General features: G+C 62.7%; 12 protein-coding genes and 1 tRNA gene. 12 read left to right on the top strand and 1 reads right to left on the bottom strand.

Annotated elements, in window-relative coordinates; translation table 11 throughout:
• Window positions 1–3 precede the first annotated feature (3 nt).
• From hflK to IFT60_RS06260, 9 genes are all read left to right on the top strand, one after another.
• Window positions 4–1302, top strand: coding sequence for an FtsH protease activity modulator HflK (gene hflK / locus IFT60_RS06300; protein ID WP_192050673.1), 1299 nt, complete (start codon window positions 4–6; stop codon window positions 1300–1302).
• Window positions 1302–2177 (top strand): protease modulator HflC, encoded by an 876-nt coding sequence (hflC, locus tag IFT60_RS06295; protein WP_192050670.1) that lies wholly within the window; start codon window positions 1302–1304, stop codon window positions 2175–2177. The genes hflK and hflC overlap by 1 nt, the downstream gene beginning before the upstream one ends.
• 297 nt (window positions 2178–2474) lie before the next feature.
• Window positions 2475–3629 (top strand): ATP phosphoribosyltransferase regulatory subunit, encoded by a 1155-nt coding sequence (locus tag IFT60_RS06290; protein ID WP_192050668.1) that lies wholly within the window; start codon window positions 2475–2477, stop codon window positions 3627–3629.
• A gap of 3 nt (window positions 3630–3632) precedes the next feature.
• Window positions 3633–4949: an adenylosuccinate synthase gene (locus IFT60_RS06285; protein WP_192050666.1), complete on the top strand. Its 1317-nt coding sequence runs from the start codon at window positions 3633–3635 to the stop codon at window positions 4947–4949.
• Window positions 4950–4977: 28 nt separating this feature from the next.
• Window positions 4978–5517 carry a phosphoribosyltransferase gene (locus IFT60_RS06280; protein ID WP_192050664.1) on the top strand — a complete coding sequence of 180 codons (540 nt, stop codon included), beginning with the start codon at window positions 4978–4980 and terminating at the stop codon, window positions 5515–5517.
• A 154-nt stretch (window positions 5518–5671) separates the two neighbouring features.
• Window positions 5672–6268, top strand: coding sequence for a MarC family protein (locus IFT60_RS06275; RefSeq protein WP_192050661.1), 597 nt, complete (start codon window positions 5672–5674; stop codon window positions 6266–6268).
• A 1-nt stretch (window position 6269) separates the two neighbouring features.
• Window positions 6270–8312 (top strand): hybrid sensor histidine kinase/response regulator, encoded by a 2043-nt coding sequence (locus IFT60_RS06270; RefSeq protein WP_192050659.1) that lies wholly within the window; start codon window positions 6270–6272, stop codon window positions 8310–8312.
• 86 nt (window positions 8313–8398) lie between these two features.
• Window positions 8399–8839 (top strand): FKBP-type peptidyl-prolyl cis-trans isomerase, encoded by a 441-nt coding sequence (locus tag IFT60_RS06265; RefSeq protein ID WP_192050656.1) that lies wholly within the window; start codon window positions 8399–8401, stop codon window positions 8837–8839.
• A gap of 134 nt (window positions 8840–8973) precedes the next feature.
• Entirely contained in the window at window positions 8974–9435 is a 462-nt protein-coding gene (locus IFT60_RS06260; RefSeq protein WP_192050654.1) for an RES family NAD+ phosphorylase, read from the top strand.
• Window positions 9436–9612: 177 nt separating this feature from the next.
• Here IFT60_RS06260 and uvrB read toward each other — a convergent pair whose 3' ends face one another.
• Complete coding sequence (uvrB, locus tag IFT60_RS06255; protein WP_197986236.1) at window positions 9613–11718, bottom strand: excinuclease ABC subunit UvrB; 2106 nt, start codon at window positions 11716–11718, stop codon at window positions 9613–9615.
• A gap of 115 nt (window positions 11719–11833) precedes the next feature.
• On the opposite strand from uvrB, the gene IFT60_RS06250 reads away from it, so the two are divergent.
• From IFT60_RS06250 to IFT60_RS06240, 3 genes are all read left to right on the top strand, one after another.
• Window positions 11834–13045: an amino acid aminotransferase gene (locus tag IFT60_RS06250; RefSeq protein ID WP_192050652.1), complete on the top strand. Its 1212-nt coding sequence runs from the start codon at window positions 11834–11836 to the stop codon at window positions 13043–13045.
• Between the two features lie 52 nt (window positions 13046–13097).
• A tRNA-Asn gene (locus tag IFT60_RS06245) sits at window positions 13098–13173 on the top strand.
• A gap of 231 nt (window positions 13174–13404) precedes the next feature.
• Window positions 13405–14205 (top strand): PEP-CTERM sorting domain-containing protein, encoded by an 801-nt coding sequence (locus IFT60_RS06240; RefSeq protein ID WP_192050649.1) that lies wholly within the window; start codon window positions 13405–13407, stop codon window positions 14203–14205.
• Window positions 14206–14245 lie beyond the last annotated feature (40 nt).

Below are 14245 nucleotides of genomic sequence, written 5' to 3'. Positions count from 1 at the left end.
CCTATGCTTGTTTCCTTATTAAAAAGATTCGGCGTCAAATTGTCGCTGAACGATCCACGCTGGGGCAAAAATCCCGAAGGCGACCATAAAGCCCAGGAAGGCCGCCGCCCCGGCGAAGGTCCTCCCGACCTCGACCAGATGTGGCGCGACTTCAATGCGCGCCTGAACCGCCTGTTCGGCAACCGCGGCAACAACGGCGGCGGCGATAGCGGCGGCCCCTACCGCGGCGAAGGCCGTGGCGCCGGCATCACGGCGTCCGTGATCGGTTTCATCGTCCTGCTGATCTGGCTGGCTTCCGGCGCCTTTATCGTGCAGGAAGGGCAGGTCGGCGTGGTCACCACCTTCGGCCGCCTCTCGCACACCACCGGCGCCGGCTTCAACTGGCGCTGGCCGGCGCCGATCCAGGCCCACGAAACGGTGAATGTCTCGCAAGTGCGCACCGCCGAAGTCGGCTACCGCGACAACGTGCGCAACAAGCAGGGCGCCGAATCGCTGATGCTGACCGACGACGAAAACATCATCGACATCCAGTTCGCCGTGCAATACACGCTGAAGGACCCGGTCGCCTGGGTCTTCAACAACCGCGACCAGGATACGACCGTGCACCAGGTGGCCGAGACCGCCATCCGCGAAGTGGTCGGCAAAAGCAAGATGGACTTCGTGCTGTACGAAGGCCGCGAGAAGGTCGCGCTCGACGTGCACAACATGATCCAGCAGATCATCGACCGTTACAAACTCGGCGCCCTGATCACCAATGTGACCATGCAGAACGTGCAGCCGCCGGAGCAGGTGCAAAGCGCCTTCGACGACGCCGTGAAAGCCGGCCAGGACCGCGCCCGTGCCCGCAACGAGGGTGAAGCGTATGCCAACGACGTGATTCCACGTGCCAGAGGCGCCGCCTTCCGCCTGCTGCAGGATGCCGAAGCCTACCGCTCGATGGTCGTCGAAAACGCCACCGGTAACGCCTCGCGCTTCAACCAGGTGGTCACCGAATATGCGAAAGCCCCGGGCGTGACCCGTGACCGCATGTACATCGACACCATGCAGCAGATCTTCAGCAGCACCAGCAAGGTGATGGTCGACGCCAAGTCGGGTTCCAACCTGCTGTACCTGCCGCTTGACAAACTGATCGCGCAGGTTGCCGCCAACGACGCCGCCACGGGTAGCGCCCGTTCCGGTCCGGTGCAGGCGCCGCAGGACCAGGGCAGCACGCCGACGCAGGAAGTAATGCAGACGATTGAACAGGTGCGCCAGCGCGACAGCCGCGCGCGCGATTCCTCACGCGACAGGGAGAGCCGTTAATGAACCGCCTCGTAACCATTTTCGTGGCGGGCTTCATTGCCCTGATGCTGCTGTCCTCGACCGTGTTCGTCGTCGACCAGCGCCGCTTCGCCATCGTCTTCGCACTTGGTGAGGTGCGCGAAGTCATCGCCGAACCGGGCCTGCACTTCAAGCTGCCGCCACCGTTCCAGAACGTGATCTATCTCGACAAGCGCGTCCTGACCCTGGACACGCCCGACGCCGACCGCTTCATCACGGCCGAGAAGAAGAACATCCTGGTCGATGCTTTCGTCAAATGGCGCATCGTCGAACCGCGCCTGTACTACGTCAGCTTCAGCGGCGACGAGCGCGCCGCGGCCAACCGCATGTCGCAGATCATCAAGGCGGCCCTGAACGACGAGATCACCAAGCGCACCGTGCGCCAGGTGATTTCCGGCGAGCGTGGCGCCGTGATGCAGGCGGTGCAGAACAAGGTCATCGCCGAAGCGAAGCAGATCGGCGTCGGCATCGTCGACGTGCGCCTGAAGCGCGTCGACTACATCGAGCAGATCAACGCCTCGGTCTACGACCGCATGCGCGCCGAGCGGGTGCGCGTCGCCAACGAATTGCGTTCGACCGGTTCCGCCGAAAGCGAAAAGATCCGCGCCGACGCCGACCGCCAACGCACCGTGATCCTGGCCGAAGCCTTCCGCGAAGCCGAGAAGATCAAGGGCGAGGGTGATGCCAAGGCGTCCGCGATCTACGCCGATTCGTTCGGCAAGAGCCCCGAGTTCTACAAGTTCTATCGCTCGCTCGAGGCCTACCGCGCCAGCTTCAAGGCGCATGGCGACGTGATGGTGATCGATTCGAATTCGGAGTTCTTCAAGTATTTCAGGGCTCCGGGTAGCAGCAAGTAAACAAGAACGCCGCGTACACCGCGGCGTTTTTTTTGGCGATTCGATCGATCACACGACGTACCGCGTGGAGTCAGGACTCCACCCTACGTATCGCGATAATCGTAGGGTGGAGTCCCGACTCCACGCGGTGCAACGCCTGAATCGCGGCACAGGTTGCCGCTGCCGTACGCCTCCGCATTACCATCCGCTCCCTGTCTTGCTTCATTTTCGGGTAAAATTGCCGATTCGGCGCCGACTCCGTACTGCACGAGCGCGTCACGTTGCATCATTTCTAACAATTTCCCACAGCTGTTGCCCATGCCGAACTGGCTTTTGCCTGAGAATATCGCCGACGTATTGCCGTCGGAAGCACGCAAGATCGAAGATCTGCGGCGCCAGATGCTCGACACCTTCCGCCTCTACGGCTACGAGCTGGTCATGCCGCCGCTGCTCGAATACGTCGAGTCGCTGCTGGCCGGCGCGGGCGCCGATACCGACCTGCGTACCTTCAAGCTGGTCGACCAGCTGTCGGGGCGCCTGCTCGGCCTGCGCGCCGACATGACCACGCAAGTCGCGCGCATCGATGCGCACCTGTTGAATCGGGATTCGATCACCCGCCTGTGCTACGCCGGCAGCGTGCTGCATACCCGTCCGTCGGGCCTGCACGCCACCCGCGAGCCGATCCAGATCGGCGCCGAGATCTATGGCCACGCCGGCCTCGAAGCCGATGCCGAGATCCAGGAACTGGCCCTGGCATCGGTCGCCCTGGCCGGCTTCCTCGACGTGCGCCTCGACATGGCCCACGTCGGCGTGCTGCGCGCACTGTTGAATGAAGATGCCGCCGCCGGCAAGGACGAAGCCCGGATCACCGCACTGCTGCGCGCCAAAGACGTGCCCGGCCTGGACGAGATCACGCGCGCCTACGCCCCGGCCACCCGCGCCGCCCTGATGGCGCTGCCGAGCCTGTATGGCGACGTCGAAGTGCTGGCGCGCGCGAAAGAGGTGCTGCCGGCGCTGCCGGGCATCACACGCGCCCTGGCCGAACTGGCCGCGCTCGCCGCCGGCGCCATCGGCCGTGCGCAGGTAGCGATCGACCTGGCCGACCTGCGCGGCTACCAATACGAAAGCGGCGCCATGTTCGCGCTCTACGTGCCGGGCTTGCCGAACGCGGTGGCGCGCGGCGGCCGTTACGACCACGTGGGCGAAGCATTCGGCCGCGCGCGTCCGGCCACCGGCTTCTCGCTCGACCTGCGCGAACTGGCACGCCTGCTGCCGACGGCCGAGCGCAAGCACTCGATTCGCGCCCCGTGGGGCAACGCGCCCGAGCTGCGCGAAAAAATCGCTGACCTGCGCAAGGCAGGCGAAGTCGTGATCCAGTCCATGCCGGGTCACGATAATGTTCAGGACGAGTTCGAGTGCGACCGCGTGCTCGTCCTCGAAGATGGAAATTGGATTCTCAAAAACTTAGGTTAAGTGATGTCAAATACAAACGTGGCAAAGAACGTCGTTGTCATCGGCACCCAGTGGGGCGATGAAGGCAAGGGTAAGATCGTCGACTGGTTGACCGATCACGCAGCGGGCGTCGTCCGTTTCCAGGGCGGCCATAACGCCGGCCACACGCTGGTCATCAAGGGCCAGAAAACCGCCTTGCAACTGATCCCTTCGGGCATCATGCGCGAAGGCGTGGCCTGCTACATCGGCAACGGCGTCGTCGTTTCGGTACCGGACGTGATGCGCGAAATCGACAAGCTGGCCGCGGCCGGCGTCGAAGTCGTGTCGCGCCTGAAGATTTCCGAGGCGTGCCCGATCATCCTGCCGTACCACGTTGCCATCGACCAGGCCCGTGAAGCCAAGCGCGGCGTCAACAAGATCGGCACCACCGGCAAGGGCATCGGCCCGGCCTACGAAGACAAGGTCGCGCGTCGCGCGATCCGCATCGCCGACCTGCTCAACGAAGAGCGCTTCGCCGAAAAGCTGAAAGAAAACCTGGAATATCACAACTTCGTGCTGGTGAACTACCTGGGCGGCGAAGCGATCGACTTCCAGAAGACCTTCGACGACGCGATGGCCCTGGTGCCGCGCCTGCGTCCGATGGTCGGCGACGTTTCCTCGGCACTGTACGCCGCGCACAAGGCCGGCGGCAGCCTGCTGTTCGAAGGCGCGCAAGGTTCGCTGCTCGACGTCGACCACGGCACCTATCCGTTCGTCACCTCGTCGAACTGCGTGGCTGGTAACGCCGCCGCCGGCGCCGGCGTCGGTCCTGGCATGCTGCACTACATCATGGGCATCACCAAGGCCTACACGACGCGCGTCGGCTCGGGCCCGTTCCCGGCCGAACTGCCGACCGACGCAGGCGTCGGCGAGCACCTGTCGCGCGTGGGCCACGAGTTCGGCACCGTCACCGGCCGCGCCCGCCGCTGCGGCTGGTTCGACGCTGCGCTGCTGCGCCGCTCGGTCCAGATCAATGGCGTGTCGGGCATGTGCCTGACCAAGCTCGACGTGCTGGACGGCATCGAGACCCTGAAGCTGTGCACCGGCTACAAGATCAACGGCGTCGATGCCGACATCTTCCCGGTCGGCGCCGAAGAAGCCGCCCTGTGCGAGCCGGTCTACGAAGAAATGCCGGGCTGGACCGAAACCACGGTCGGCGCCAAGTCGATGGAAGAGCTGCCGGCCAACGCCCGCGCCTACATCAAGCGCATCGAAGAACTGGTCGGCATCCCGATCGACATGGTCTCGACCGGTCCTGACCGCGAAGAAACCATCGTCTTGCGCCACCCGTTTGCCGCTTGAGCATCACATAAAAATAGGAATGACTGAAATGAATACTCCTGCATCGACCGACAAGGACCTGTGGGTCTCCTGGGACCAATACAACCGCCTGGTCGAGCGCCTCGCGCTGCAAGTCTATGAATCGAACTGGAAGTTCGACATGGTGCTGTGCCTGGCGCGCGGCGGCGTGCGTCCCGGTGACGTGATCTCGCGCATCTTCGACGTGCCGCTGGCGATCCTGTCGACCAGCTCCTACCGCGAAGAAGCCGGCACCAAGCAGGGCAACCTGGACATCGCCAAGTACATGACGATGACCAAGGGTCCGCTGGCCGGCCGCATCCTGCTGGTCGACGACCTGGCCGATTCCGGCGTCACCCTGCAGAAGGTGCGCCAGCACCTGACCGACAACTACGCCGACGTCACCGAGGTGCGCTCGGCCGTCATCTGGGTGAAAGGTACCTCGGCCTTCAAGCCGGACTACCACCTGGAAGACCTGCCGCACAACCCGTGGATCCACCAGCCGTTCGAGGATTACGACGGCCTGCGTCCGCATCAGCTGTCGGCGTGGATGAAGAAGTTCGAGAAGTAATCGCCGTCGCGGCCCGGCGCCGACGATGCGGAAAGGCCAGTGCACTTCGGTGCGCTGGCCTTTTTTTTGTACGGCCCATTGTGCTACGGCGAATATGTGAATCGGTTAAGATTGCCGAAAATGCCTCACCAGACACCTCATAACAAGAACAACCATGACCCAAAGCTTCTTCCAGACCTTCATCCTGCTCATCCTCGTCACTGACCCCTTCGGCAACGTCCCCCTGTTCGCCACCGCCCTCAAGGACACGCCCGTCCACCGCCGCGGCCGCGTAGTAGTGCGCGAGTGCGCGATCGCGTTCTTGTTGCTGCTGGTGTTCATGTTCTTCGGCCAGCACTTTCTCGCCGCCTTGCACCTGAGTCCGATCGCGCTGCGCATCGGCGGCGCCGTGATCCTGCTGATCATTGCCATCCGCATGATCTTCCCGCATCCGGACGGCGTCCTCGGCAAGAGCGAGCATGGCGAGCCGTTCATCGTGCCGCTGGCGATTCCGGCGCTGGCCGGGCCGTCGGCGTTGGCGACCGTGCTGCTGTTCAGCGCGAATACGCTGTCCGAAACGATGGTGCACGTGGCCGCGCTGGCGGCGGTCGGGGTCGTCTGGCTGATGGTGTTCCTCAGCGCCGAACGCCTGCAGCAGAAGCTGGGGCCGCAGGTGATGACGGCGTTCGAGCGCCTGATGGGCCTGATCCTGACGGCGATGTCGGTCGAGATGCTGCTCGGCGGTATCCGCGAATTCGTGAAGACACTTTGATATGACTGATCCAGGCATGGCGGTAAGCACCCAAGACAGCGCGGAGGATCCATCGCTGCGCTTCCTGAGCGGCGGCGGCGAGGTGGGCGCGCTGATGCGCTCGCAAGACTGGTCCCACTCGCCGCTGGGCGAGCCGTCGACCTGGCCGCCGGCCTTGCGCAGCATCGTGTCGCTGATGCTGGGTTCGGGCTTCCCCATGTTCTGCGCCTGGGGGAAAGACCTGGGCTTCCTCTATAACGATCCCTACATCCCTGTCCTGGGCGACAAGCACCCGGCCGCACTCGGCGCGCCGTTCCACGCTATCTGGTCCGAGATCTGGGACGACATCCATCCGCTGATCGAGCGTGCGTTGGGCGGCCAGGCGACTTACATGGAAAAGCTGCCGCTGGTGATGCGCCGCCACGGCTATGACGAGCAGACCTGGTTCACCTTTTCGTATTCGCCGGCGCGCGACGACAGCGGCGAAGTCGCGGGCATGCATTGCGCCTGCGTCGAGGTCACCGGGCAGGTGCTGGCCGAGCGCTACCGCGACGAGGAGAACAAGCGCCTCATGACCCTGTTCGAACAGGCGCCCGGCATCATCGCCGTATTACGCGGCCCCGAACATTTGTTTGAAATTACAAACAAAAGTTATAACGAGCTGATCGGCCGCTCGGACCTGGTCGGCAAGACCGCGCGCGAAGCCTTGCCGGAAGTGGAAGGGCAGGGCTTCTTCGAACTGCTCGACCAGGTCTACGCCAGCGGCGAGCCCTTTGTCGGCCATGCGGTGCCGCTCGACGTGGCGCGCGAGCCGGGAGCGCCGCTCGAACGCCGTTACCTCGACTTCATCTACCAGCCGATCCGCGACCCGGCGGGGAACGTGGTCGGCATCTTCGTCGAAGGCAGCGACATGACCGTGCGCAAGCAGGTCGAGGACGAGCTGCGCGCCGCCAACCGCCAGAAAGACCAGTTCCTGGCCATGCTGGCGCACGAACTGCGCAACCCGCTGGCGCCGATCACGACCGCGGCCCAGCTGCTGAAACTCGGCACGCTCGACGCCAAGGGCGTGAGGAATGCCAGCGAGATCATCGCGCGCCAGGCCGAGCACATGACCGACCTGGTCAACGACCTGCTGGACGTCTCGCGCGTCACGCGCGGCCTGGTCACGCTGGAAAAGGAAGAGCTGGACGTGAACGCGGTGGTGGCCGGCGCGCTGGAGCAGGTGCGCCCGCTGATCGAATCGAAGCGCCATTCGCTGACGATGCAGCTGTCGGGCGAACCGGTGCACGTGATGGGCGACCGCACGCGCCTGGTGCAGGTGCTGTCCAACATCCTGAACAATGCCGCCAAGTACACGCCGTCTGGCGGCGAGATCGTCATGAAGGTCAGCGCGCCGGACGACCAGGTGGTGGTGTGTGTCACTGACAACGGCATCGGCATCGAACCCGAGGTGCTGCCGTATATTTTTGATTTGTTCACCCAGGCCGAACGTACGCCCGACCGCTCGCAAGGCGGCCTGGGCATCGGCCTGGCCCTGGTAAAAAGCCTGGCCACGCTGCATGGCGGCAGCGTCGAAGCGCGCAGCAAGGGGCCGGGGCAGGGTAGCCAGTTCGAGATCCGTCTTCCTCGCCTGAGCGCGGGCGCGCTGGCGTCGGACGAGGCGATTGGTGCGGACGGCGCGGCGCAGGTGGAACCGCTGCGCGTGATGGTGGTCGACGACAACCAGGACGCGGCGCAAATGCTGGCGATGCTGCTGGAAGTGCAGGGCCATGCCGTGTCGGTGGAGTACGACGGCCGCGGCGCCCTGCAGCGGGCGCGCCTGGAGCGGCCGCAGGTCATGCTGCTCGACATCGGCCTGCCCGATACCGACGGCTACGCGCTGGCGCGCAAACTGCGTGCGCTGCCGGAACTGGCGGGCGCCACCCTGGTCGCGCTGACCGGCTACGGCCAGGAAGACGACCGCCGCCAGGCCGAGGAAGCCGGCTTCAACCACCACCTGGTCAAGCCCGCCGACCTGGCGCAAGTGGGCGAGATCCTGGCATCGGTGCAGGGCAAGGCGCGTTAAGCCTGCTCGTCTTGTGCGAACTGCCTGATTCGGCAATACTGCCGCACGGCCATGCGCCGACGACATACTCGATAAAGGTAAAACACATGAAATACGCAATTTCGGCCCTCGGTCTGGCCTTGTCCCTGGCCACCGGCATCGCCGCCGCCGCTGCAGCCCCCGCCGCCCCGGCCGCCCCGGCCCGCACTGCGCAGCTGAAGACGATCGACACCGTCGTCGGCAAGGGCAAGCAAGCCGTCAGCGGCAACACGGTCGTGGTCCATTACACCGGCTGGCTGTACGAGCCGAAAGCGCCAAAACAGCGCGGCAAGCAGTTCGACAGCTCGGTCGGCGGCGACCCGTTCACCTTCCCGCTGGGCATGGGCGGCGTCATCAAGGGCTGGGACCAGGGCGTGGCCGGCATGAAGGTCGGCGGCAAGCGTACGCTGATCATCCCGTCGGAACTGGGCTATGGCGCGCGCGGCGCCGGTCCGATCCCGCCAGGCGCGACGCTGCTGTTCGATGTCGAGCTGATCGACGTGAAATAAGCACTGCATTCGGTGATATCCATGAAACGGCCTGCGGGCCGTTTTTTATTGGGGATTTTCTGGCAGGATTCGTGTGGGAGCCTGCCGAGGCTGCGATGTATGCTAAAGGCACTATCGTTTCAGCATAAGTACCAATGAGAACCTGGAGAATTGCAATCGAAAAAGCGGCGCTCGACCGCGACTGCAAGGGCGCCCGCGAGAGTGGCGGTCACTGGCACAGCGAGGGCCAGCCGGCGCTGTATGCGGCGGCGACGGTGGAGCTGGCGGTGCTGGAAAAGTTCGTGCACACCGAAGAAGTCGACGAGGAGCCGCTGGTGCTGGTGGCGATCGATTTGCCGGACGATCCGGCGCTGGGGCTGGAGGTGTCGGCCGATGAATTGCCGGAAGGATGGGATGCGCTCGATGACGGCGGCAGCGCGGCTGCATTTGGGACGGCGTTCCTGAAGAAGCACGAATATCTTTACATGCGGGTGCCGTCGGTGATCGTGGGGGAGGGCGTGAATCTCGTGATCAATCCAGCGCATCATGCGTATGAGGGGGTGAAGTTGAGTATTGCGCGGACGTTCAGGTTTGATCCGAGGATGTTCAAGCGGTAACGCAGGAAGCGGTCCGCAGGATTGCTGGCGGGGTAAACGCGTGGAGTCGGGACTCCACCCTACGAATACCACTGATCGTAGGGTGGAGTCCCGACTCCACGCGGTACATCGCATGCCGGCACGCGGCCATGTCTCCAGACGTGTAAACAAAAAACGGCGCCCTCGGCGCCGTTCGTCTTACTTGCCCAACATCGACACCACGTTGTCCGCCCCCGGCGCCCCGAACGCCTGCTGCTTGAGCACATGCAACTGGTCGCGCACCTGCGCTGCCTTTTCGAACTCGAGGTTCTTGGCATGGTCGACCATGAGCTTTTCGAGGCGCTTGATTTCTTTCGAAATCTGCTTCTCGCTCATCGATTCCACCTTGGCCGTCGCCTCGGCGTCCGCCATGCCCTGCGCGCCCTCGACCATGGCTTTCTGCGCGGCGTTGCTGTAGACGCCGTCGATCATTTCCTTGATCTTCTTCTGCACGCCTTTCGGGGTGATGCCGTTCGCCTCGTTGAACGCGATCTGCTTGGCGCGGCGGCGTTCGGTTTCATCGATGGCGCGGCGCATCGAGTCGGTCACGTGGTCGGCGTACAGGATCGCCACGCCGTTCAGGTTACGCGCAGCGCGGCCGATGGTTTGAATAAGCGACCGTTCGGAACGAAGGAAACCTTCTTTGTCGGCATCTAACACCGCAACTAATGATACTTCCGGCAAGTCCAGGCCTTCGCGCAGCAGGTTAATACCGATCAGCACGTCGAAAGTACCGAGGCGCAGGTCACGCAGGATTTCCACACGCTCGACGGTCTCGATATCGCTGTGCAGGTAACGTACCTTGACGCCGTGGTCGGACAGGTATTCCGTCAGCTGCTCGGCCATGCGCTTGGTCAGCGTGGTGATCAGCACGCGCTCGTTCTTCTTGACGCGGTCGTTGATCTCGCTCATCACGTCGTCCACCTGCGACAGGGCGGGTTTCACGAGGATGACCGGGTCGACCAGGCCGGTCGGGCGTACTACCTGCTCGACCACGTTATCTGCATGCGAATTCTCGTATTCGGCCGGCGTGGCCGAAACGAAAATCGTCTGGCGCATCTTGCCTTCGAATTCCTCGAATTTCAGCGGCCGGTTGTCCAGCGCCGACGGCAACCGGAAGCCGTAGTCGACCAGGTTGGTCTTGCGCGAACGGTCGCCGTTGTACATGGCGGACAGCTGGCCGACCAGCACGTGCGACTCGTCCATGAACATCAACGCGTCTTTTGGCAGGTAGTCGACCAGGGTCGGCGGCGGTTCGCCCGGCATCGCGCCCGACAGGTGGCGCGAATAGTTCTCGATGCCTTTCGTAAAACCGATCTCGGCCATCATTTCGAGGTCGAAGCGGGTACGCTGTTCGAGGCGCTGTTCTTCGATCAGCTTGTTCTGCTGGCGGAACTCTTCCAGGCGATCCTTCAGCTCGGCCTTGATCGATTCAACCGCGCGCAGGACGGTCGAGCGCGGGGTGACGTAGTGCGAGCCCGGATAGACCGTAAAACGCGGGATCTTCTGGCGCACGCGGCCGGTCAGCGGGTCGAACAGCTGCAGCGACTCGATTTCGTCGTCGAACATTTCGACGCGGATCGCCAGTTCGGCGTGCTCGGCCGGGAAAATGTCGATGGTGTCGCCGCGCACGCGGAAAGTGCCGCGGCCGAAATCCATCTCGTTGCGCGAATACTGCATCTGGATCAGGCGCGCGATGATGTCGCGCTGGGCCACTTTGTCCTTATGGCGCAGCGTCAGGATCATCTTGTGGTATTCGTTCGGATTACCGATACCGTAGATCGCCGACACGGTGGCGACGATGACGACGTCGCGCCGTTCCATCAAGGACTTGGTGCACGACAGGCGCATCTGCTCGATGTGCTCGTTGATCGACGAGTCCTTTTCGATGAACAAATCGCGCTGCGGCACATAGGCTTCCGGCTGGTAGTAATCGTAGTACGAGACGAAATACTCGACCGCGTTTTGCGGGAAGAATTCGCGGAACTCCGAATACAACTGGGCGGCCAGGGTTTTATTCGGCGCGAACACGATCGCCGGACGGCCGGCGCGGGCGATCACGTTCGCCATCGTGTAGGTTTTGCCGGAACCGGTCACGCCAAGCAGTGTCTGATACATCAGACCGTCTTCGATGCCTTCGACCAGGCCGTCAATCGCCGTCGGCTGGTCACCGGCGGGGGGGAAGGGCTGGTGCAGTTTGAATGGTGAGCCCGGGAAGGTGATGACCGTCGGTTCGGGGCTATTTGCAATGGATAAATCAGCCATACTTTCAGACCTTTGCTAGAATGGGGACTCGTTTGCGGCACTGCAGCAGAGGTATCGCTGTAGTCCCGCTGTCTATACAACTGCTGCGATCCACCGACAAAATCAGTTTATCACGATGACTTCTTCCGCCTCCGCCAGCCTCTTCGGCGCCATCGACATGGCCCCGCGCGACCCGATCCTGGGCATCACCGAAGCATTCAATGCCGATACCAACCCGGCCAAGATCAACCTGGGGGTCGGCGTTTATTACGACGATAACGGCAAGGTACCTCTGCTGCAGTGCGTCCAGCAGGCCGAGGCGAAGTTGATGGAACAGTTGTCGCCGCGCACCTACCTCCCGATCGAAGGCCTGGCAGCGTACGACAAGGCTGTGCAAGAGCTTGTATTTGGGGCCGACAGCGCCGTAATTCAAGAGAAGCGCGCGATTACCGTGCAGGCGATCGGCGGCACCGGCGCCCTGAAAATCGGCGCCGATTTCCTCAAGCGCTTTTCGCCGGAATCGCAAGTCTTCATTAGCGACCCGAGCTGGGAAAACCACCGCGCCCTGTTCGAATCGGCCGGTTTCATCGTCAACAACTACACCTATTACGACCCGGCCACCCATGGCGTTAACTTCGACGGCATGCTGGCCTCGCTGCGCAAGATGGATGCCGGTTCGATCGTCGTGCTGCACGCCTGCTGCCACAACCCGACCGGCGCGGATCTCACCCAGGAGCAGTGGGGCCAGGTGATCGAAGCGGTCCAGGCCGGCGGCCTGGTTCCCTTCCTCGACATGGCCTACCAGGGTTTCGGCGCGGGCATCGCCGAAGACGGCGCCGTAGTGCGCCGTTTCGTCGAAGCCGGCGGCCCGCTGCTGGTGTCGAACTCGTTCTCGAAGTCGTTCTCGCTGTACGGCGAGCGCGTCGGCGCACTGTCGGTGGTCGCCTCGAGTGCAGAAGAAGCGGCGCGCCTGCTGTCGCAACTGAAGCGCGTGGTGCGCACCAACTACTCGAACCCGCCACTGCACGGTGGCAAGGTGGTGGCGACGGTGTTGTCGACGCCGGAACTGCGCCAGCTGTGGGAAGACGAGCTGGCTGGCATGCGCGTGCGCATCAAGCAGATGCGCGAATCGCTGGTCGAAAAGCTGGCGCAACGAGCGCCGGGCCGCGACTTCGGTTTTGTCCGCGAACAGGTCGGCATGTTCTCGTATTCGGGCCTGACGAAAGAGCAGGTCGGCAAGCTGCGCGACGAATCGATTTACGCCGTCGACACCGGCCGCATCTGCGTTGCCGCGCTGAATTCGAAGAACATCGATCTCGTCGTTGACGCAATCGCAAAAGTCCTCTAAAATCTTGCTTCTTCGCTGCTAAACGTTGTTTGGTAGCAAAGAGCAAGTCAATTCCCTGATAGCTCAGTCGGTAGAGCGACGGACTGTTAATCCGCAGGTCCCTGGTTCGAGTCCAGGTCGGGGAGCCAGAATATGCAGAAATGCGTGAAAAAGAGCGTCGAGCGATCGACGCTCTTTTTTTCGTTCGTCCCGTATGTTGGGACGTATATAGGCAGTTGGGCAGTCATTGATCGCGTGGAGCTTCGAATTCCTGTCGAAAATATTTACACAACATAATTTTAGTTGATATAAGTCATTGATTTTGTTGATTGGCATAAATATTGCTTATTTATAGGCAACTCAATCAACCTCAGGTTTTTATGTCCTTCGCTTCGAAATCCCTCGCTCTGGTCGCAGCTTCCTTGCTATCTCAATCCGCTTTCGCCGGCATCATGTACCTGAGCGATGGCGATGGCCGCCGCATGCACAGTGTCGATACCGTCACCGGCAAGGTCGTCAATACCTGGGCAGCGGCGCCGCAACAGCGGGCATTCCCGATCGCCGTGTATAACGATGTGCGCACGACCGGCTACGCGGCCGGCGAGACCGGCGGCCAGTATTCGCTCACTGGCGCCGCGCTGGGCGGTACCTACGCGTTGCCATCGCTTGGCCTCACCTTCTCCGACGGTACCAGCGATGGCAAATACAATTACGCCATCTCGTGGCAAAACGGTTCGGTCTATCGCTTCGGCCGTGATTGGGGCAACGGCAGCCTGATGTTCAACACCAACCGGGGCGGTGGCGGCCTGACCTACGATGCGGTCGATAACAGTTTCTGGATTTCCTGCGATCGTTGCAGCGGCCTGAGCCATTATTCGATGACCGGCGCCTTGCTCGGTACCATTGCAACTCCTCAGGTTACCAGCATGGATTGGGACCTGGCCATGGACCCGCTGACCCGTACGCTGTGGATCAGCCAATTCGGTAGCGGAACCTTCTATCAATACTCGACCGCCGGCGCATTCCTGGGCAGCACAAGCTTCGCCAGCCTGCCGTTGGCAAATAGCTTCCGTAGCGCCGAATTCGACTTGGCCGCGCGCGCCGCTGACGTACCGGAACCAGGCACACTGGCGTTGTTTGGCATTGCGCTTGCAGGACTCGCCATGCGCCGCCGCGCCTGAGTACGGAGGCGGGCAGGCAAGGGGGTGATGCGGTTCCGGC

The organism is Massilia sp. CFBP 13721 (assembly GCF_014842025.1).
Taxonomy (GTDB): Bacteria; Pseudomonadota; Gammaproteobacteria; order Burkholderiales; family Burkholderiaceae_D; genus Telluria.
Note: the sequence above shows the minus strand (reverse complement) of the source record. Positions and strands in the feature narration are given on the sequence as shown.

Coding starts and splice junctions, on each gene's coding strand:
- hflK (WP_192050673.1), top strand. CDS start 4: ATGCTTGTTTCCTTATTAAAAAGATTCGGCGTCAAATTGTCGCTGAAC.
- hflC (WP_192050670.1), top strand. CDS start 1,302: ATGAACCGCCTCGTAACCATTTTCGTGGCGGGCTTCATTGCCCTGATG.
- IFT60_RS06290 (WP_192050668.1), top strand. CDS start 2,475: ATGCCGAACTGGCTTTTGCCTGAGAATATCGCCGACGTATTGCCGTCG.
- IFT60_RS06285 (WP_192050666.1), top strand. CDS start 3,633: ATGTCAAATACAAACGTGGCAAAGAACGTCGTTGTCATCGGCACCCAG.
- IFT60_RS06280 (WP_192050664.1), top strand. CDS start 4,978: ATGAATACTCCTGCATCGACCGACAAGGACCTGTGGGTCTCCTGGGAC.
- IFT60_RS06275 (WP_192050661.1), top strand. CDS start 5,672: ATGACCCAAAGCTTCTTCCAGACCTTCATCCTGCTCATCCTCGTCACT.
- IFT60_RS06270 (WP_192050659.1), top strand. CDS start 6,270: ATGACTGATCCAGGCATGGCGGTAAGCACCCAAGACAGCGCGGAGGAT.
- IFT60_RS06265 (WP_192050656.1), top strand. CDS start 8,399: ATGAAATACGCAATTTCGGCCCTCGGTCTGGCCTTGTCCCTGGCCACC.
- IFT60_RS06260 (WP_192050654.1), top strand. CDS start 8,974: ATGAGAACCTGGAGAATTGCAATCGAAAAAGCGGCGCTCGACCGCGAC.
- uvrB (WP_197986236.1), bottom strand. CDS start 11,718: ATGGCTGATTTATCCATTGCAAATAGCCCCGAACCGACGGTCATCACC.
- IFT60_RS06250 (WP_192050652.1), top strand. CDS start 11,834: ATGACTTCTTCCGCCTCCGCCAGCCTCTTCGGCGCCATCGACATGGCC.
- IFT60_RS06240 (WP_192050649.1), top strand. CDS start 13,405: ATGTCCTTCGCTTCGAAATCCCTCGCTCTGGTCGCAGCTTCCTTGCTA.